Annotated in this window: 15 protein-coding genes and 1 tRNA gene; 8 read left to right on the plus strand and 8 right to left on the minus strand. The window is 63.5% G+C overall.

Annotated features, from left to right (window positions below; translation table 11 throughout):
• Nucleotides 1-3: 3 nt before the first annotated feature.
• Together smpB and dapA are read right to left on the minus strand one after the other, a co-directional pair.
• Nucleotides 4-480 carry an SsrA-binding protein SmpB gene (gene smpB / locus KLP42_RS01400; protein WP_143125277.1) on the minus strand — a complete coding sequence of 159 codons (477 nt, stop codon included), beginning with the start codon at nucleotides 478-480 and terminating at the stop codon, nucleotides 4-6.
• A 141-nt stretch (nucleotides 481-621) separates the two neighbouring features.
• Complete coding sequence (gene dapA, locus KLP42_RS01405) at nucleotides 622-1,506, minus strand: 4-hydroxy-tetrahydrodipicolinate synthase (protein WP_215564115.1); 885 nt, start codon at nucleotides 1,504-1,506, stop codon at nucleotides 622-624.
• Nucleotides 1,507-1,723: 217 nt separating this feature from the next.
• Between dapA and KLP42_RS01410 the strand changes: the two genes are divergently transcribed.
• Both KLP42_RS01410 and KLP42_RS01415 read left to right on the plus strand, forming a co-directional pair.
• Nucleotides 1,724-3,796, plus strand: coding sequence for a lytic transglycosylase domain-containing protein (locus tag KLP42_RS01410; RefSeq protein WP_215564117.1), 2,073 nt, complete (start codon nucleotides 1,724-1,726; stop codon nucleotides 3,794-3,796).
• Between the two features lie 76 nt (nucleotides 3,797-3,872).
• Nucleotides 3,873-4,766, plus strand: a complete 894-nt coding sequence (locus tag KLP42_RS01415; RefSeq protein WP_215564119.1) for an alpha/beta fold hydrolase — start codon at nucleotides 3,873-3,875, stop codon at nucleotides 4,764-4,766.
• An 82-nt stretch (nucleotides 4,767-4,848) separates the two neighbouring features.
• On the opposite strand, the gene KLP42_RS01420 is transcribed toward KLP42_RS01415, so the two are convergent.
• The 4 genes from KLP42_RS01420 to KLP42_RS01435 form a co-directional block, all read right to left on the minus strand.
• A complete protein-coding gene (locus tag KLP42_RS01420; protein ID WP_215564121.1) occupies nucleotides 4,849-5,850 on the minus strand; it encodes a porin in 1,002 nt (333 codons plus the stop codon).
• Nucleotides 5,851-6,420: 570 nt separating this feature from the next.
• Nucleotides 6,421-7,407, minus strand: a complete 987-nt coding sequence (locus tag KLP42_RS01425) for a porin (RefSeq protein ID WP_215564123.1) — start codon at nucleotides 7,405-7,407, stop codon at nucleotides 6,421-6,423.
• A gap of 409 nt (nucleotides 7,408-7,816) precedes the next feature.
• Nucleotides 7,817-7,907: transfer RNA gene (locus tag KLP42_RS01430), tRNA-Ser, on the minus strand.
• Nucleotides 7,908-8,024: 117 nt separating this feature from the next.
• A complete protein-coding gene (locus KLP42_RS01435; protein WP_215564125.1) occupies nucleotides 8,025-9,242 on the minus strand; it encodes an NAD(P)/FAD-dependent oxidoreductase in 1,218 nt (405 codons plus the stop codon).
• Nucleotides 9,243-9,481: 239 nt separating this feature from the next.
• On the opposite strand from KLP42_RS01435, the gene KLP42_RS01440 reads away from it, so the two are divergent.
• Both KLP42_RS01440 and KLP42_RS01445 read left to right on the plus strand, forming a co-directional pair.
• Complete coding sequence (locus KLP42_RS01440; protein ID WP_215564127.1) at nucleotides 9,482-9,835, plus strand: hypothetical protein; 354 nt, start codon at nucleotides 9,482-9,484, stop codon at nucleotides 9,833-9,835.
• A 147-nt stretch (nucleotides 9,836-9,982) separates the two neighbouring features.
• The gene (locus KLP42_RS01445; protein WP_215564128.1) at nucleotides 9,983-11,095 is read left to right on the plus strand and encodes a pyridoxal phosphate-dependent aminotransferase; all 1,113 of its coding nucleotides are present in this window, start codon (nucleotides 9,983-9,985) and stop codon (nucleotides 11,093-11,095) included.
• A gap of 72 nt (nucleotides 11,096-11,167) precedes the next feature.
• Here KLP42_RS01445 and KLP42_RS01450 read toward each other — a convergent pair whose 3' ends face one another.
• Nucleotides 11,168-11,434, minus strand: a complete 267-nt coding sequence (locus tag KLP42_RS01450; protein ID WP_215564130.1) for a sel1 repeat family protein — start codon at nucleotides 11,432-11,434, stop codon at nucleotides 11,168-11,170.
• 510 nt (nucleotides 11,435-11,944) lie between these two features.
• On the opposite strand from KLP42_RS01450, the gene KLP42_RS01455 reads away from it, so the two are divergent.
• The 3 genes from KLP42_RS01455 to amn all read left to right on the plus strand — a co-directional run bounded on the left by KLP42_RS01455 (nucleotide 11,945) and on the right by amn (nucleotide 14,266).
• Entirely contained in the window at nucleotides 11,945-12,286 is a 342-nt protein-coding gene (locus KLP42_RS01455) for a DUF2147 domain-containing protein (protein ID WP_215564132.1), read from the plus strand.
• Nucleotides 12,287-12,531: 245 nt separating this feature from the next.
• Complete coding sequence (locus tag KLP42_RS01460) at nucleotides 12,532-12,672, plus strand: hypothetical protein (protein ID WP_215564134.1); 141 nt, start codon at nucleotides 12,532-12,534, stop codon at nucleotides 12,670-12,672.
• Nucleotides 12,673-12,766: 94 nt separating this feature from the next.
• Nucleotides 12,767-14,266 carry an AMP nucleosidase gene (gene amn, locus KLP42_RS01465; protein ID WP_215564136.1) on the plus strand — a complete coding sequence of 500 codons (1,500 nt, stop codon included), beginning with the start codon at nucleotides 12,767-12,769 and terminating at the stop codon, nucleotides 14,264-14,266.
• 24 nt (nucleotides 14,267-14,290) lie between these two features.
• On the opposite strand, the gene KLP42_RS01470 is transcribed toward amn, so the two are convergent.
• Entirely contained in the window at nucleotides 14,291-15,253 is a 963-nt protein-coding gene (locus KLP42_RS01470) for a lysylphosphatidylglycerol synthase domain-containing protein (RefSeq protein ID WP_215564138.1), read from the minus strand.
• A gap of 288 nt (nucleotides 15,254-15,541) precedes the next feature.
• Between KLP42_RS01470 and KLP42_RS01475 the strand changes: the two genes are divergently transcribed.
• Nucleotides 15,542-17,230 (plus strand): ArnT family glycosyltransferase, encoded by a 1,689-nt coding sequence (locus KLP42_RS01475; protein ID WP_215564140.1) that lies wholly within the window; start codon nucleotides 15,542-15,544, stop codon nucleotides 17,228-17,230.
• The last annotated feature ends 28 nt before the right edge of the window (nucleotides 17,231-17,258 follow it).

Below are 17,258 nucleotides of genomic sequence, written 5' to 3' on the forward strand. Positions count from 1 at the left end.
GGATCAGCCGGATTTCAGCAGGCGGCTTTTCTGGCGATTCCAGTCGCGCTCCTTCTCGGATTCGCGCTTGTCATGCAGCTTCTTGCCCTTGGCAAGCGCCAGCTCCAGCTTTGCCCGCCCCTTCTCGTTGAAGTAGATCTTCAACGGCACCAGCGTCATGCCCTCGCGGTTGATGCCGGCGCGCAGGCGGTTGATCTCGCGCTTCGACAGCAACAGCTTGCGGCGACGGCGCGGCTCGTGGTTGAACCGGTTGGCCTGCAGATATTCGGGCAGATGCGAATTGATCAGCCAGATCTCGTTATCTTCGTCGGAGGCATAGGATTCGGCGATGTTCGCCTTGCCCTCGCGCAGCGACTTGACCTCGGTGCCGGTCAGCACCATGCCCGCTTCATAGGTATCGATGATTTCATAGTTGAAGCGCGCCTTGCGGTTTTCCGCAACGATCTTGTTCACGACGCGCTGGCTGCCTTTGGGTGCCATGGAAGGTGGTTAGCTCCGCCCTTTGAGGGTTCTTGTTGACAATCCGCCCGCAGGCGACGGTTCGACCACCCTAATGTAGTGTGCGCGATGCCCGAAGGGAAGCGGGGAGCAGAACTGTGCTCCCCGTCGAGCGGGTTCCGGTCAGTTCAGCAGACCCGCATGGCGCAGTGCGGCATCAATGGCGGCCTCGGTCGCCGGCTCCAGCGTGGAGAGCAGCGGCGAGCGGGCGGCACGGTTCATGCCGCGCACGCGGCTCAGGCCATATTTGGCGCCGCAGACGCCAGGCTCCATGAAGATTGCCTTGTGAAGCGGCATCAGGCGATCCTGGTAATCCAGCGCCTTGGCGTAATCGCCGGCAAGCGTTGCCTGCTGGAACTCCGCGCAGAGGCGCGGTGCCACATTGGCGGTGACCGAGATGCAGCCCACGCCGCCATGCGCATTGAAGCCGAGCGCGGTCGCATCCTCGCCCGACAGCTGGATGAAGTCCTTGCCGCAGCTCATGCGCTGCTCGGACACGCGTTCCAGCTTGCCGGTCGCATCCTTGACGCCGACGATGTTCCTGTGCGCCTTCACCAGTGCGCCCATCGTTTCCGGCGACATGTCGATGACCGAACGCGGCGGAATATTGTAGATGATGATCGGCAGGCTGACAGCCTCGGCAATCGCACCGAAATGGGCGATCAGGCCCTTCTGCGTCGGCTTGTTGTAATAGGGCGTCACGACGAGGAGGCCGTCAGCGCCCGCTTTTTCGGCATGCTGGGCAAGCTCGATCGCTTCGCGGGTGTTGTTGGAGCCGGCACCCGCAATCACCGGCACGCGCCCGGCAGCCACCTCGATACAGATCTCGATGACGCGTTTGTGCTCCGCATGCGAAAGAGTGGGCGATTCCCCGGTGGTTCCAACCGGGACCAGGCCCGTCGAACCTTCTGCAATCTGCCATTCCACATGGGCGGCAAATGCCGCCTCATCGACCGCACCCGCATCCGTAAACGGCGTAACCAGCGCGGGCATGGACCCCTTGAACATGCAAACACTCCCGAACGGCCCGCTTCATGCTTCGGCCGCATTCTCTGATACTGTGACGCGCACCATAGAGCGGCCAACTGGCTGAAACAAGCAGGCTCTTTCCGGTTTCGCACCGGATCGTGATCAAAGAAATCGCACTGACACGGGAGCATGGTAAGCTTCCATTAATCATCACACGAGCTAATGACGGAGCAGTCTTAAAGTTGCGGGTTGAGGGATGAAGAAATCGTTCGTGATGGCCAGTCTCGGGCTTTCGCTGGGCGCCGGCGTGCTGTGTGCGGCACCGCTTCCGGACGATGCCGCCCCCGTGCCGCGACCACGCCCTGCAGAACTGGAGCAGGTTTCCATGCCGGTGCCGGAAATCACCGGCGCCATTCCGCGCGTGGCGGGCTCCGATCTGCCGGCTGCGCCCATCGCGCCCCTGAAGGCCGGACTGGACCTTCTCTCCGACAACGATGCCGCCGGTGCGCTGGCCGTGCGCGACCGCCTGCCGCAGGGCTCGCTTGACCGCCATCTGCTGACCTGGGCGATCGTGACCTCCGGCCTGCGCGACGTGCCCTCGGCCGAAATCGCCGCCGCCCAGCACGAGTTGCAGGGCTGGCCGGGCCTTTCGCGGCTGCGGGGCAATTCCGAGCGCGCCCTTTTTCAGGAAAACCCGCCGGCGGCAGAGGTTCTGGCCGCCTTCGGCCGCACAGCGCCGGAAACGCCGCAGGGTGCCATCATCCTGGCGCGCGCACTTGTCGCGGCCGGGCGGGCACCGCAGGCGGCTGCGACGCTTCGCCCGTTCTGGACCGGCCAGTCGCTCGACAGGGATCTTGAGGATCGCATCCTGCAGGAGTTCGGCAGCGTGCTGACGGCGGCGGACCATCGCGCCCGCATGGATTTCCTGATGTATCGCAACCGGGTATCGCAGGCGAAGCGCTTCGGCGATCTCAGCCGCGCCGCACCCCTCTATGCCGCCTGGAGCGCCGTAGCCGGCCGCGCCCAGACGGCCGGCAGCCTGCTGGACAAGGCGGCCGCCGGCTGGGCACGCGACCCGGCCTATCTGTTCGCCCGCATCGAATTCCTGCGTCAGCAGGAGCGCTACAGCGAGGCCGCCGCACTGCTGGCGCGCGCGCCGCAGGACCACGCGGAGCAGGTCAACGCGACGGAATGGTGGAACGAGCGCCGCATCGTGGCGCGCGGACTGGCAGATCAGGGCAATTTCCGCGAGGCCTACCGGCTGGTGGCAAGCCACAACGCCAAGGCAACGGCCGACATCGTCGACGCCGAATTCCATGCCGGATGGTATGCGCTGCGGGCCCTCAACGATCCCGCCACGGCGGAAAAGCATTTCCGGCGCATTCTCGAAGCCTCCTCGCGCCCCCTCTCCGCCGCCCGCGGCTGGTACTGGCTGGGCCGCGCGGCAGAACAGGGCGCCGCCGGCAAGGCGCAGGACTTCTACGCCAGGGCCGCCGCCTTTCCGGCGACCTTCTACGGCCAGCTGGCGGCGGCCCGCCTGAAGCGCAAGACACTCGACGTTTCCTATCCCGCCCCGACCCCGGACGACCGCCGGGACTTTCAGAGCCGCGAGGCCGTGCGCGCCATCGACCGGCTGGATGCCGCCGGCCATCCCGAGCGCGCCGATGCGCTTTACCGGGCACTGGCCGACCAGCTGACAAGCCCGGGCGAGCTTGCCATTCTGGCCGCTCGGGCCGAGCGCAACGGCAACCACGCGCTGTCCCTGCAGATCGGCAAGACCGCCTTCAATCGCGGCATCGACGTGGCGGCGCTGGCCTTTCCGGTGGGCGTCATCCCCTCCAATGCCAATATAGGCGGCTCCGGCAAGGCGCTGGCCTATGCGATTGCACGGCAGGAAAGCGCCTTCAATCCGGCCGCCGTTTCGGCGGCCGATGCCCGCGGCCTGCTGCAGATCCTGCCGGGCACCGCCAAGGGCGTGGCAAGCCGTCACGGCATGCCGTTCATGCCGGCGCGCCTGACCACCGATCCCGGCTACAACGCCACGCTTGGCGCCCATTACCTCGGCGAACAGATCGACAGCTTCGGCGGCTCCTACATCCTCACCTTCATTGCCTACAATGCAGGACCGAAGCGGGTGCCGGAATGGATCGCCCGCTACGGCGATCCGCGCGGCAAGCCGCTTGATGAGGTGATCGACTGGATCGAGCGCATCCCCTTCCCCGAAACACGCAACTATGTGCAGCGTGTGATGGAAAACTACCAGGTCTACAAGATCCGCCTCGGCCAGCAGGCCGATATCGAGGACGATCTGCGGTTCGGCCGCCGCTGAACTGCAGCCTCGCATTTCCCGCTGACGTCTCGCCCAGCCTTCCGATAGGCTGGCGATGAGACAAGGGAGAACCTTCATGGCAAATCATAGCCAGCATTACATGACTGCCGCCGACGGAACACGGCTCGGCTACCGCCTTTACCCGCCGGATGGCGACGGAACGGCAATCGACGGGGCACTGCCGGTCATCTGCCTGCCCGGCCTGACGCGCAATGCCCGCGACTTCCATCCCCTGGCCCTGCGGCTGCTGCACGAATCACCATCGCCCCGGCGAATCGTCTCGATCGATTATCGCGGCCGCGGCGCCTCAGCCTGGGCGGCGGACAAGGGCAGTTACAATGTCCTCGCGGAGGCGCAGGACCTGCTCGCCGTGCTGTCGCATCTGCAGATCGGCCGCGCGCTGTTCATCGGCACCTCACGGGGCGGCCTGATCCTGCATGCTCTGGCCGCCATGGCTCCGGAGCGCCTGGCCGGCATCGTCTTCAACGATATCGGTCCGGAACTGGGCCTCGACGGACTGCGACAGATCCAGGACTATCTGCGTGAACCGGTTGCCCTTGCGAGCTGGGAGGCTGCCTGCGCCGAACTGAAGCGGGTGCATGGCGCAGCGTTTCCGGCCCTGACCGAGGAGGACTGGACCGAGATGGCAAGGGCTATCTACACCACAAGAGAAGGTGCGATCGTCGCCGATTGTGACCCCGCGATCTGTGCAGCCTTCGCCGCGGCCGATCTTGACGCGCCGCTTCCCGCGCTATGGGCGCAGTTCGATCAGTTTCCCGATATTCCGATGCTGGTCGTTCGCGGCGAACATTCGCGGCTTCTGACAGACGAGACCATCGAGGAGATGAAGCGCCGCCGGCCACGGCTGCAGCGGCTGCTGGCGAAGGGACAGGGCCATGCCCCCCTCCTCCACTCCGACGAGATTGCCGGCCCGCTCACTGCCTTTCTGACAGGCCGGGACCTGGCCTGACGCGCGGCCTCCGGCGTTTCTCAGGTCCTTCAACGCAAAAAGGCCCGGCAATGCCGGGCCTTCGAAAGAGAGTTCGATCGAATTAGAACGAACGCTGCAGGCGGAAGAAGCCGTTCCAGAAGCCGTCACCGTTGTTGGTGTCGTCACGGTCGGTGTACTGAGCCGAAACCTTGGCGGCCAGACCCTTGGTGATTGCGTAGTCGAGCGTCACGCCAGCCTTCCAGCCGTCAGCACCGCTGACCCAACCCAGCTTGTCCCAGTACTGGAAGCCCGGGGTAACGGCGAACTTGTCGTTGACCTTCAGTTCGTAGGAGGTCGCAACAGTCCACTCGCCAGCGCTGTAATAGGCGTTCGCGCCGGAGGAGTAGATACCTGCAACGTTGAGCGAGCCCGGGCCAACCGGAGCGGTTGCGATCAGACGAACGGCGCCTTCGCCGGCATCTGCATCGTAGGAGCCGAGCAGGGCAGCGTTGACGGGGCCGAGAGCAGCCGAAACCTGACCTTCAACACCCCAGGTGTCGTTGTTGGTGAAGGTGGTGTTGTTCAGCTCGTCGATGAACAGGCCGGCCTTGACGGCGCCGAAGGTGTGCTCGTAACCGATCTGGTTGATGCGGTTGGAACCGAGATCGTCGGTTTCGCCGGCGATGTCCGTATCCCAGTAGTTGTAGCCGTAACCAGCGCGGAAGCCGCCGAGGGTCAGGAAGGCTTCGTCGATTTCGAGGTTACCGGAAGACGACGAATCACCCCAGGCGCGAACCGTGATGGTGCTGCCGAGTGCACCGTATTCGGTGTCGGACTTGGTGTCGAACGTGACGAGGCCACGGGTCTTGGCATTCCAGTTGCCGCCGGTGGAGGAAACGTCGCCGTTGATTTCGCTGACGTCAACCTGGAAACGGACGTAGCCGGAGATCTTCAGGCAGGTTTCAGAACCCGGGATATAGAAATATCCGGCGCCGAACGCATCGCAAACGCGGACATATTCCATCGGCTCCGGTTCAGCAGCAACGATGGCGTCGGCTGCATGGGCTGCGGCGCTGAAGGAAAGCGCGGCAACAGAGCTCATTACGACAGCTCTCATGTTCATGTTTTTTTCCTCGGGACTGATCTTGGGACACCTCAGGCAATCAGCACCGCCTGAGTTGTCCAAACTAAACCACCGTTTCGTCCCAGGAGAAAATTAAAAACGCCCGGTTTTTTGTTTGGCGGGAACCTCTATCGTCGCAGTGTTGCGCTTTCGTGACAGAGGCGGCGGCCGGCGCCACATTTGGGCAGGCCGATGCCGTTTTTTTAGGCTAAGCATTTCAAAACCAAGCGCTTTTCAGAAACAATGCAGCAATATTGGGGCACACCTCCCCAACGGGCCTTGGCCGACGGGCACCCATAGCCGGCTACTCGGAGTGAGGCCTTCGGATAATCTGCAGGCCACCTCAAGCCATGATTCGCCCACCCTTGCGCGCACAAGCCATCAGTGGGCGAGCCTCCCGCTAGCCGCTGCCAGCGCCCGGCTGTCGGCCAACAATGTTCGGTCAAGCAATTCGATCTGGCAGACTTACCAAGTCCGGCGCCTCCCACGGGCATCGCTGTCCGGCACAGAACGGCGCATACGAAAAAAGCCCGGCAAAGCCGGGCTTTCTCCCATTCGATCGAGATCGAATTAGAACGAACGCTGAAGGCGGAAGTAACCCGACCAGTAGCCGTCACCGTTGTTGGTGTCGTCGCGGTCGGTGTACTGAGCCGAAACCTTGGCAGCGAAGCCCTTGGTGATGGCGTAGTCAACAGCAACGCCGGCCTTCCAGCCATCAGCGCCGTCAACCCAAGCAAGCTTGTCCCAGTACTGGAAGCCGGGGGTAACCTTGATCTTGTCGTTGATCTTGGCTTCGTAAGCGGCAGCGAATGCCCACTCGGAAGCGCTGTAGTAAGCGTTGTTGCCGCTGGAGTAAACAACAGCGCCTTCCAGGGTGCCCGGGCCAACGGCGACGGAAGCGATAGCGCGAACGGCGCCTTCTTCCTTGTCAACGTCGTAACCGCCGAGCAGGGCAGCCTTGACCGGGCCGAAGGCGCCGGAGATCTGACCTTCAACACCCCAGGTGTCGTTGTTCGTGAAGGTAGCGTTGTTCAGCTCGTCAACGAATACGCCAGCCTTGATTGCGCCGAACGTAGCTTCGTAACCGATCTGGTTGATGCGGTTGGAGCCGAGTTCGTCGGTTTCGCCAACGATGCCGTTATCCCAGTAGTTGTAGCCGTAGCCAGCGCGGAAGCCGCCGAGCGTCAGGAAGGCTTCGTCGATTTCGAGCGACGAAGAAGCGGAGCTGTCGCCCCAGGCGCGAACGGTGATGGTGCTGCCGAGAGCGCCGAGTTCCGTGTCAGACTTCGTTGCGAAGGTGACGAGGCCACGCGTACGGGCGTTCCAGTTGGCAACCGAGTCACGCTCGTCCATGTCAACCTGGAAACGGACGTAACCGCTGATCTTCAGGCAGGTTTCAGAACCCGGGATGTAGAAGTAACCAGCGCCGAAAGCGTCGCAAACGCGAACGTATTCCATCGGTTCCGGCTCAGCGGCAACGATAGCGTCGGCAGCCTGAGCGCCGGATACTGCTGCGAGAGCAGCAGCGGAGCCGAGAAGAAGGCTCTTGATGTTCATAATGACCTCCAGTCAAGTTTCGTAAGGGTCTGGGTTTTTTGGCTGAAGGACAGCATTCCCTGCCCCATCCCCGTCGGTTCTTAGAAGACAGACGATCCACCGCCTCGCTTCTGATGGTGAACATACTAGAGCGGTCCGTTCATGCAATCGTGAACTGGAGCGGTTTCGTTCCGACACACCCGCTTCCCACCCAACCTGTTGCGCAAACAACACAGGCCGTGTGACAGCCGGCGCTAATTTTTACCTTTGGTTAAGAACTACCGGGGGAAGCGGTAACTTAAGCGCGCAGGCGGCAAGTTTGCCGCCGGATGCGCTTCAGTATTGGCCCATCGCAACCGTTTCGGAAACACTCGACGAAACAGTCGAAAATCCTGTGCTTTACTTTTAAGAAGGATCTTTATCAGGGGGATGGCGGAGAGGAAGGGATTCGAACCCTCGATACGCTTTTGACGTATACTCCCTTAGCAGGGGAGCGCCTTCGACCACTCGGCCACCTCTCCGGTGCGGTGGTGATTATTGCGGACAGACGACGATTGCAAGGCATTTTGCGCGCTTTCCCGCATTTCTGCGCGAAAAGGGCGAAAAAGCCGCCCTTTTCGTGGCCCTGGCAACAGGCATCAGGCGAGCAGAAGCTTCAGGTCGGCGGCAGCATCGGCCAGAATCGCCCGCTCCGGCTGGATGCCCAGCTCCAGCAGCTTCTTGCCGGTGACATAGGCCTTGGCATCGTTGACGGCATCCACGGCAATGAAGCGTCCGGCACGGAAATACCAGATCGAGGCGGATCCCTCCCGCGCACCCGGCCGCACCAGCGTTTCGTCATAGCCCTGGTTCAGCCCGGCGATCTGCAGCTTCACATCATACTGGTCGGACCAGAACCAGGGCTTCGGCTGATAGGGCACCGGTGTTCCGAAAATCGCAAGCGCTGCCGATTCGGCCTGGTCGACGGCATTCTGTACCGATTCGAGTCGCACCCGCCCCTCGCCATAGGGCAGCTCCGTGCAGTCTCCGACGGCATAAATCGCCGAATCGGAGGTGCGTCCGAAGGCGTCAACGCTCACACCGTTCGCCACCTCAAGACCGGCGGCCTTGGCCAACTGGTCGTTGGCCACGACACCTATACCGACGATGACGAGGTCAATCTCGATCGTGCTGCCGTCGGAAAGCTCGGCGCCGCAGACATGGCCGTCGCGACCGATGAGCCGGACAAGGCCCATCGATTCGCGGATGCTCACCCCATGCGCCTGATGAACGCCACGCAGGATATCGGCGGTCTGCGCCGAAGCGACCCGCTTCAGGATCCGGTCAGCCATTTCGATGAGGGTGACATCCAGCCCCTTGTGGCGGGCGACGGCGGCCGCCTCCAGCCCGATATAGCCGCCGCCGATGATCAGCACCCGCCGCCCGGCCTGCAATTCGCCGGAAAGATGATCGGCATCGCGCTTGTCGCGCATCACATGCACGCCGGAAAGATCGCCACCCAGCGCGGCCGGCAGGTTTCGGGGCGCAGCACCGGTTGCCAGCACCAGCGTGCCATAGGAAAGCCGTGTGCCATCCTGCAGGCGCACGATGCGGGCGGCGCAGTCGATCTCTTCCGCGAAGGTGGCAAGGCGCAGGTCCACGCCATTTTCGTCATACCAGGCCTGCGGGCGCAGCAGCAGGCGGGAGAAGTCCATCTCGCCCAGCAGATATTTCTTCGACAAGGGCGGGCGCTGGTAGGGCGGCACGGCTTCCGCGCTCACCAGCGTGATCGGCCGCGCATCCTTCAAGGCCCGCAGCTTGGCGGCCAGCGAGAAGGCGGCCTGCCCGCCACCGATGATCACGATATTGTCCGACACGCGCGCCACTCCTTATAAGACGGGGACACGACGACGGCCCGACCTCGCCCGGCAGGCCTTGTCCCCCGTCCCTGTGGGTAGCGCTGCCGCAGAAGCGGGTCAACCATGCCGCCGCATCGGCGCAAGGCTCCCGACATGCGACAAAATCGCTGGAATTGCGCGCATTTTATCCTTCGCCTTCAGGATGCGTCATATCTATACGGTCAGGATGGGTGTGCAAGCATCCATGGGAGGGTTCGATGCCCTTGAACATTGTGAGAGAGACCAAAGCAAACATCCCTCATGATGAGGTGTTCGAAAAATTCGAGATCGATCGGCCGGGCAAGATCATCTTCGTCGGCCGCCATCTCAGCACCAAGAACCAGATGCGCTGCCTGGTGCGCCGCATGTCGCTCTATGGGGCCGAACTGGACGTCAGCCCGCATCTGCCGGTGCCGAATCACTTCTTTCTGGAGATCCTCGGCGTGCGCGACGAAATCGGCTGCACGCTGATCCGCCGGCAGAAGGAAAAGGTAACGGTCGGCTTCAACATGCTGATCGATGCGGACTTCCTGCATCACGTCATCCGGCTGAGCTTCGATACCAGCCACTGACGGGCGCGGCGCTGCACAGGCCAGCCGCCCGCAGCGCGGACGGCTGGGCGCACTGACGGGCGAGAACGGTAGCAGGAACAACCGGCCTTGCGCGGGCGGCAAAGCCCCCTATGGTGAGCGGAATTTTCCTGCCGCCGGACAGACTGCATGACCACGTTTTCACGCTTTACCCCTCTCCTCAGCCAGTTGCCCGCCACCGTGCCTTTCGTCGGGCCGGAAGCCATAGAGCGCAATCGCGGCCTTGCCGTGAAGGCGCGCATTGGCGCCAATGAAAGCGGCTTCGGCCCGGCCCCCTCGGTAATCAGGGCGATTGCTGAGGCTGCAGGCGACACCTGGAAGTATTCAGACCCGGAAAACTTCGAGCTGAAGCAGGCGCTGGCAGCCCATCTCGGCTGCCAGCCGGAGAATCTCGCCATCGGCGAGGGCATCGATTCGCTGCTCGGCCACATCGCCCGCATGGTGATTGAACCCGGCACGCCGGTCGTCACCTCGCTCGGCGCCTATCCGACCTTCAACTTCCACGTGGTCGGCCATGGCGGGCGGCTGGTGACCACGCCCTATGTGAATGACCGCGAGGATCTCGACGGCCTCCTGGACCTCGTGCGGCGGGAGAATGCGCCGCTCGTCTATTTCGCCAATCCGGACAATCCGATGGGGAGTTGGTGGGATGCGGACAGCGTTGTCGCCTTCGCCCGGGCGCTCCCCGCCAGCTGCCTGCTGATTCTGGACGAGGCCTATTGCGAAACGGCACCGGCTGGCACGACCCCGCCGATCGCAGCCCTTCTCGATCTGCCGAACGTGATGCGGACGCGCACCTTCTCCAAGGCCTATGGCCTGGCAGGGGCGCGCGTCGGCTACGTCATCACCTCGGAAGGCAATGCCCGGGCCTTCGACAAGATCCGCCATCATTTCGGCATGGCGCGGGTGAGCGTGGCGGCGGCGCTGGCAGCCCTCAAGGATCAGGCCTACCTCGCCGAAGCCATCGCGGCGATCGGCCGGTCGCGCGCCGAAATCGCTGCGACTGCCGCGGCGAACGGCCTTGCGGCCCTGCCCTCCGCCACCAATTTCGTCGCAGTGGATTGCGGCCGCGACGGCACCTATTCCCGCGCCATCGTCGACGGACTGATGGAGCACGGCGTCTTCATCCGCATGCCGGGGGTCGCGCCCCTCAACCGCTGCATCCGCATCAGCGCCGGCCGCGAGGCCGACATGGCGCTGCTCGCCGAGGCCCTGCCGCAGGTGCTGCAACGCCTCGGCTGATCACGGCACGAAAAAGCCGCGCCGGTGACGAGACCGGGCGCGGCTTTTTTCCGCATTCATGACGGCACGGCTTCAGTGCGTCGTCATCCAGTCGCGGGCGGCGCGCAGAGCCTCCGCCAGCTGCATCTTGGTCATCGACTTCGACAGATCCGCCCGCAGTTCCGCCGCACGGTCGCAGCCCCGGATCGCCGCGATGTTGAGCCACTTGTGCGCCGCAACCAGATCGACCGGGCAGCCGCGGCCCGTCGCATATTTCAGGCCCATGTCACAGAAGGTATCTGCCCGGACCTCGCCGCCCATGCCGGCCATTTCAGAACTGTTCATGTCAAAGCGTGCCATCGAGAAGATCCCTGTCTAGACCCTGTTGCCGGTATTCCCTGTTTTCATCGGCCCTCACGGGGCACCGGGCGGTTCGCACCATCTTCAGGCGGTGTTGTCCGATCCGTCCGGCCGGCAGGTTTTCCCTGCTCGTTCGATGGCCTCACTATGCCGACGCGCCTTCAAAATTCGCCTAAAATGCATGCTTAATTTGCTGAAAACAAAGTCTAAACGGGTCGTAAACCGCATATTTCGTTAAGCATCGGAAGGCCCGGAAATTAAGGATTTTCGCGGCCGCTTCAGCTTTCGTTCACCATGCGGCCTTTACGCTTCATTCACCCTGTTCTTCACACGGCGATGCAAGGCCGGGGCATTTCGGGACCGGACGGCTGCCGCGCCGGATACGGGCGAACACCGCAAATCCTGTTTACCTTTACGTGCGCGTAAGCTAGATTTCGTCAGGGCATTTCGCCCGTTCCGGGGGAGCGGACGGGCTGAGGACGGATGCCGGCTCGGATGGAGGAGTAAGGAATGACGATCAGGATCATGCTGCTGGCGGCACTGCTGATGGGCTCGACGGGACTTGCCCATGCGGCGGAGCCCATCGAGGGCAACTGGAAGACGGCGAGCGGCGAGACGGCGGCCATTGCCAGATGCGGCCCCGCCTTCTGCGTGACGCTGAAAACCGGCAAATATGCCGGACGCCAGATCGGCAAGATGAGCGGCGAGGCCGGCACCTACGAGGGCGAGATCACCGATCCGGCCGCCGACAAGACCTATAGCGGCTCCGGAACCGTGACCGGCAATTCCCTCAGGATGAAGGGCTGCGTTCTGAGCATCTTCTGCAAGAGCCAGACCTGGAGCCGCCTCTGAGCGACCGCGGCGGCCGTCACGCAACTGTGTGACGAGAGAGCAGGGACAAGGACGCCGACAGGGACACCGGCGGAGCAGTAACCCTGCCTGCGCCCGGCATCGGCCGGCCCCTGCGGGGCCGGTGCGGCGGGCCTTTTCCGCGGCCGAACGCCTTGCGCCCGGCTGAACGGAGAATGAATGGCGGCATCAGCACGCATTCAGTCTCCCCGTGCCAATCTGCGTGGCAGACGAGAAGGAGAGAGTTCATGCCTTACCTTGCCCGCCGATTTGCCCTGATGACCGCCATCATGGCGATTTTCGCGCTGTCCTTTGCCATGCTGGTACAGGAGATGCGCAGGGTGCCTCTCATGCATGCCAGCGTCGAGATGATGCCCCGCTATCGCTGAGCATCGAGGGAGCGAAAGCCTCTCCCGGCGGAAAAGTTGCAAAGCCGGCGCCGCCCGTAATTGGCTTGTTAAGAAGAGCGCATTATGATGCGCCATGAGCAAACGAATCCATTCCCCCACCCTTTCCGCCTGCATCAGCCCCGAGCCGTTCGCGCCGCAAAGCTTCGACGACCCCGTCCAGGCGGTCGATGCGCTGACGGCGCTTTACGAGCGCAACACGGCCTTCCTGATCAGTCAGTTCGAGGAACTGGCAAGGGGTGCCCCGGTAAGCGGACGCTACCGCGCCTGCTATCCGCAGGTCGGCATCGAGACCACCAGCTTCGGTCACATCGATTCGCGCCTCTCCTATGGCCACGTGACGGCGCCGGGCGTCTATACCACGACGATCACCCGGCCGCGTCTGTTCCGGCATTATCTCAAGGAGCAGCTGGGATTGCTGATGCGCAATCACCGGGTTCCGGTAACGGTGTCCGAATCGGCAACCCCCATTCCGCTGCACTTTGCCTTCGGCGAGGGCGCGCATGTGGAAGCCTCGGCCTCGACGGTGCTCTCCGACATGCCGCTGCGCGATCTGTTCGATACGCCGGACCTCAACATCACCGACGACCTGATCGCCAATGGCGAATATGATCAGGTGCCGGGCGAGCCTGCGCCGCTTGCCCCCTTCACGGCCCAGCGCATCGACTATTCGCTGGCGCGACTCAGCCACTACACGGCCACCAGCGCCGACCATTTCCAGAATTTCGTGCTGTTCACCAATTACCAGTTCTACATCGATGAATTCGCCGCCTGGGCGCGCGAACTGATGGCGAATGGCGGGGAAGGCTATACGGCCTTTGTGGAGCCCGGCAATATCATCACGCCGGCCGGTTCCGAACGTGCGTCGGAACAGGTGGGGAGGCTGCCGCAGATGCCGGCCTATCACCTGAAAAAGAAGGGCCATGCCGGCATCACGCTCGTCAACATCGGCGTAGGCCCCTCGAATGCCAAGACGATCACCGACCATATCGCGGTGCTTCGTCCGCATGCCTGGCTGATGGTCGGCCATTGCGCCGGCCTGCGCAACAGCCAGCGACTGGGCGATTACGTGCTGGCGCATGCCTATATGCGCGAGGATCACGTGCTGGACGACGACCTGCCGGTCTGGGTGCCGATTCCGGCGCTCGCCGAGGTGCAGAAGGCGCTGGAGGACGCGGTCGAGGAAATCACCGGGCTCGAAGGCTTCGAGCTGAAGCGCATCATGCGCACCGGCACCGTCGCGACCATCGACAACCGCAACTGGGAACTGCGCGACCAGCGCGGGCCGGTGAAACGGCTCTCCCAGGCACGCGCCATCGCACTCGACATGGAATCGGCAACGATCGCCGCCAACGGCTTCCGTTTCCGCGTTCCCTACGGCACGCTGCTCTGCGTCTCCGACAAGCCGCTGCATGGCGAATTGAAGCTGCCGGGCATGGCGACCGAATTCTACCGCACGCAGGTTCGCCAGCACCTGAAGATCGGCATCCGCGCCGTGCAGAAGCTCGCCGCCATGCCGACGGAAACGCTTCACTCTCGCAAACTGCGCAGCTTCTACGAGACGGCGTTTCAGTAAGGGCGCGGCAGCCGGCGGGACGCCTTACCGCTTCCGGTTGGGCGCCAGGAAGAGCGACAGCCCGGCGCCGGTGAAGGCGGACAGCAGGATGAGCAGGTGGGCGTTGACCGCGGCCGCCGCCAGTCTGACCATGGACTGCCCCGAGGCATCGGCGCCGAAGGAAATCGCGCCGGCCACGATGCCGGCCGGATAGGTGCCGACGCCGCCCGGCGCGTGGAATGGCAGCACCGACGACAGTTCGCCGCCCAGCGCCCCGCCGAAGGCGGCCGCGACCGGAAAGACGCCCATCACCGCGAGCGCCCAGGCGAGCACCACCACCTTGATGCCCCAATTGACCAGCGTGGCGGCAAAAGCCCTCAGAAAGGCGGGATGGTGTTCCGGCAGGCCGAGCATGATTTCGTCGAGCAGGCGGGAAAGCCTGGCCGGACCACGCCCCGCCAAATGGCGCATGAGCGGTCGCTTGGCGGCAAAGGCGAGGAAAGGCAGGCAGACGAACAGCAGCCACAGGGCGATCGCCCAGGCCGCCCACCCCTTTTCCATCACCAGCCCGACACCGGCCGCCGCCAGCAGCGCATGCAGGTCGAGCGCCCGCATGACAAGGAGCGCCGCCGTGCCGCGCGCCAGCGGCATGCCGAATTCGGCGCGCATCAACAATGGGAAGCTGGTTTCGCCGGTGCGCATCGGCAGCATGACGTTGAGCAGGTTGTGGACAAGCGTCACCCGCAGCAGCCGGGCGAACTGGCCGCGCGTCTCGTTCGGAAAGTAATCATGGATGCGCCAGCAGCGGATGACATAGGTTGTCGTCAGCGCGGCCAGGGCCAGAGCCAACGAGGAAAAGCCGATTTCGGCGAAGCGTGCCACCAACTGAGGCCAGCCGATGCTCCACTGCAGGAAGGCCGCATAGGCAAGAATGACACCCATGGTGACAAGCGCCATGCGATTGCGCACGATCCACCGGGGACGGCTGGCATACTCACTGGAATTCATATAGTCGTGACGCCCAAGTTCTCCATGGGCCGACCTGTAGCACAGTTCCTTTTGCCTTTGCCATCGGAGTGGACCGGAGACTTTGCACGATGCAAGGTGTGACAGATGACGACAAAGCCTCCATCCCGTCTGTCGAGGTCCGTCACGATGCGGAAACCGGGCTATGAAGAACGCTGAACACAGTCACAGGGCAGCTCGAACCTCTGCCGCGCAAACTCCTTGCAGCCGGTCCTTGCGCGCCTCTGCGCAGTGCAGGATCCCAGACAGTTCTTCCGGTGATCAAAGAGCATGATGTTCAAGACGATTGCAGAGGCGCTGGCGCGAAAGCCCGAGCGACTTTTATGGTGCTTTGCCGCCTATTATGTGGCCCAGATCGCCGTTCGCCTGCTGATGCCGCACGGTTTGCGGATCGACGAGGCGCAGCAGGTTTACCTCTCCCAGTGGCTGCTTGCGGGCTATGATGCACAGCCGCCCCTTTACAACTGGGCGCAATACGCCGTCTTTGCCGTGACGGGGAACTATCTCTTCGGCCTCGCGGCGCTGAAGGCGGTGATGCTGTTCAGCATCATGGCAAGCTATTACGTGCTGGGGCGCATGGTGCTCGGTTCCGGCGCCTATGCGGCGCTTGCCTGTCTCGGCCTGTTCCTGACGCCACAGGTTTTCTGGCAGGCACAGCGGGATCTGACCCACACCACCGCGACCATGCTGCTCGTAAACCTGCTGATGATTGCGGTGGTGCAAACGATCCGCAAGCCGGGCCTGCCGACCTATCTGGCACTCGGGGCCGCGATCGGCTTCGGCATGCTGACGAAGTACAACTTCGCCATCCTCCTTCCCGGCCTTGCCCTTACGGTCCTTGCCCTGCCGGATGACCGCAGCCGTCTGTTTGACTGGCGGATCCTGCTGACGGCCGCCGTCGCGCTGATCATCGTTGCGCCGCACCTTCAGTGGCTTGTCTACAATGTCGAGGTTGCCTCGGAGGTGACGGCCCGAAGGATGGCCGAGGATTCCGAACATGTGGGACGCCTGGTCGAAATCCTGATCGGAACGTCGAGCCTGCTGGCCAATTCGGCCCTGATCATCGCACCTGCCGCCGTGCTGATGCTGGCTGCCGTCGGGCCGCGCTTCCTGCAGGCGCTGAAAAGCCGCGATCCCTGGTCCGATTTCTTCCTGCGGCTGACGGTCGGCATCCTGCTCACGCTGTTTGCCATGATCCTGGCCGTGACCTTCACCACCTTGCGCGACAGATGGCTGATGCCACTGCTGCAGCTTGTCCCCCTGCTCCTGTGCCTGAAGCTGCGGGCCGCCTCTCTTGACGGGCGGGCGGCCCTCGCGCGCATCGCACCGGCCGCCCTGCTGGTGATGGCGTTGCTGTTGCCGGGCACCTATGCCGCCACGCGGTTCGACGCCACCTCTCGCTATCGGCAGCCGTTCGACGCCTTCGCGGAGACGTTTCGGCGCCAGACGGGCATCGAGACCGCGGGTCTGATCGTGACGGTCAACTGGTACAACGCCGGAAATCTGAAGATGCAGTTTCCGGACAGTCCTGTGGTGACCACCGATTTCGACAATCTGCGCCTGCCCTATGAATGGCCGGGCGAACATCCGATCGTCCTGATCTGGCGTGGCAAACCGAAGATCCCGGATGCGCTCGCCCAGTGGCTTGCTGACGAGACCGGGCTTGATGCCGCCACCCTCGGCACGGAAACCGTCCACCTGCCCTATACGGGCTTCCCGAACAGGATGGCGGAGGCCTTCCAGTACATCGTCGTCCGGCCGAACCGGGCTCTGACACAGAACCAGCCACGCCCAGCCCCTGCCGCCGAAGCCGATGTCTGGTCTTCGCTGCAACAGCAGGCCGCTGCGATGTTCGGCCGGCTTGCCAGCGTCCCGCTTGCCGCTGGCAAGCCGCGGCATCTTGCTATAACAGAGGCCACGGATTGGCCGTGCACGGAAAGCCTCCGCGCGCGCGTTTGAAACCGGTACCGCCGCCCAGGCGATGCCG

The sequence above is a fragment of the Rhizobium sp. CSW-27 genome, from assembly GCF_018760785.1.
In the GTDB taxonomy this organism is placed as follows: Bacteria; Pseudomonadota; Alphaproteobacteria; order Rhizobiales; family Rhizobiaceae; genus Neorhizobium.

Bases quoted from the DNA above. Each gene is read 5' to 3' on its own strand.
- smpB (WP_143125277.1), bottom strand. From the start codon at position 480: ATGGCACCCAAAGGCAGCCAGCGCGTCGTGAACAAGATCGTTGCGGAA.
- dapA (WP_215564115.1), bottom strand. From the start codon at position 1,506: ATGTTCAAGGGGTCCATGCCCGCGCTGGTTACGCCGTTTACGGATGCG.
- KLP42_RS01410 (WP_215564117.1), top strand. From the start codon at position 1,724: ATGAAGAAATCGTTCGTGATGGCCAGTCTCGGGCTTTCGCTGGGCGCC.
- KLP42_RS01415 (WP_215564119.1), top strand. From the start codon at position 3,873: ATGGCAAATCATAGCCAGCATTACATGACTGCCGCCGACGGAACACGG.
- KLP42_RS01420 (WP_215564121.1), bottom strand. From the start codon at position 5,850: ATGAACATGAGAGCTGTCGTAATGAGCTCTGTTGCCGCGCTTTCCTTC.
- KLP42_RS01425 (WP_215564123.1), bottom strand. From the start codon at position 7,407: ATGAACATCAAGAGCCTTCTTCTCGGCTCCGCTGCTGCTCTCGCAGCA.
- KLP42_RS01440 (WP_215564127.1), top strand. From the start codon at position 9,482: ATGCCCTTGAACATTGTGAGAGAGACCAAAGCAAACATCCCTCATGAT.
- KLP42_RS01445 (WP_215564128.1), top strand. From the start codon at position 9,983: ATGACCACGTTTTCACGCTTTACCCCTCTCCTCAGCCAGTTGCCCGCC.
- KLP42_RS01450 (WP_215564130.1), bottom strand. From the start codon at position 11,434: ATGGCACGCTTTGACATGAACAGTTCTGAAATGGCCGGCATGGGCGGC.
- KLP42_RS01455 (WP_215564132.1), top strand. From the start codon at position 11,945: ATGACGATCAGGATCATGCTGCTGGCGGCACTGCTGATGGGCTCGACG.
- KLP42_RS01460 (WP_215564134.1), top strand. From the start codon at position 12,532: ATGCCTTACCTTGCCCGCCGATTTGCCCTGATGACCGCCATCATGGCG.
- amn (WP_215564136.1), top strand. From the start codon at position 12,767: ATGAGCAAACGAATCCATTCCCCCACCCTTTCCGCCTGCATCAGCCCC.
- KLP42_RS01470 (WP_215564138.1), bottom strand. From the start codon at position 15,253: ATGAATTCCAGTGAGTATGCCAGCCGTCCCCGGTGGATCGTGCGCAAT.
- KLP42_RS01475 (WP_215564140.1), top strand. From the start codon at position 15,542: ATGATGTTCAAGACGATTGCAGAGGCGCTGGCGCGAAAGCCCGAGCGA.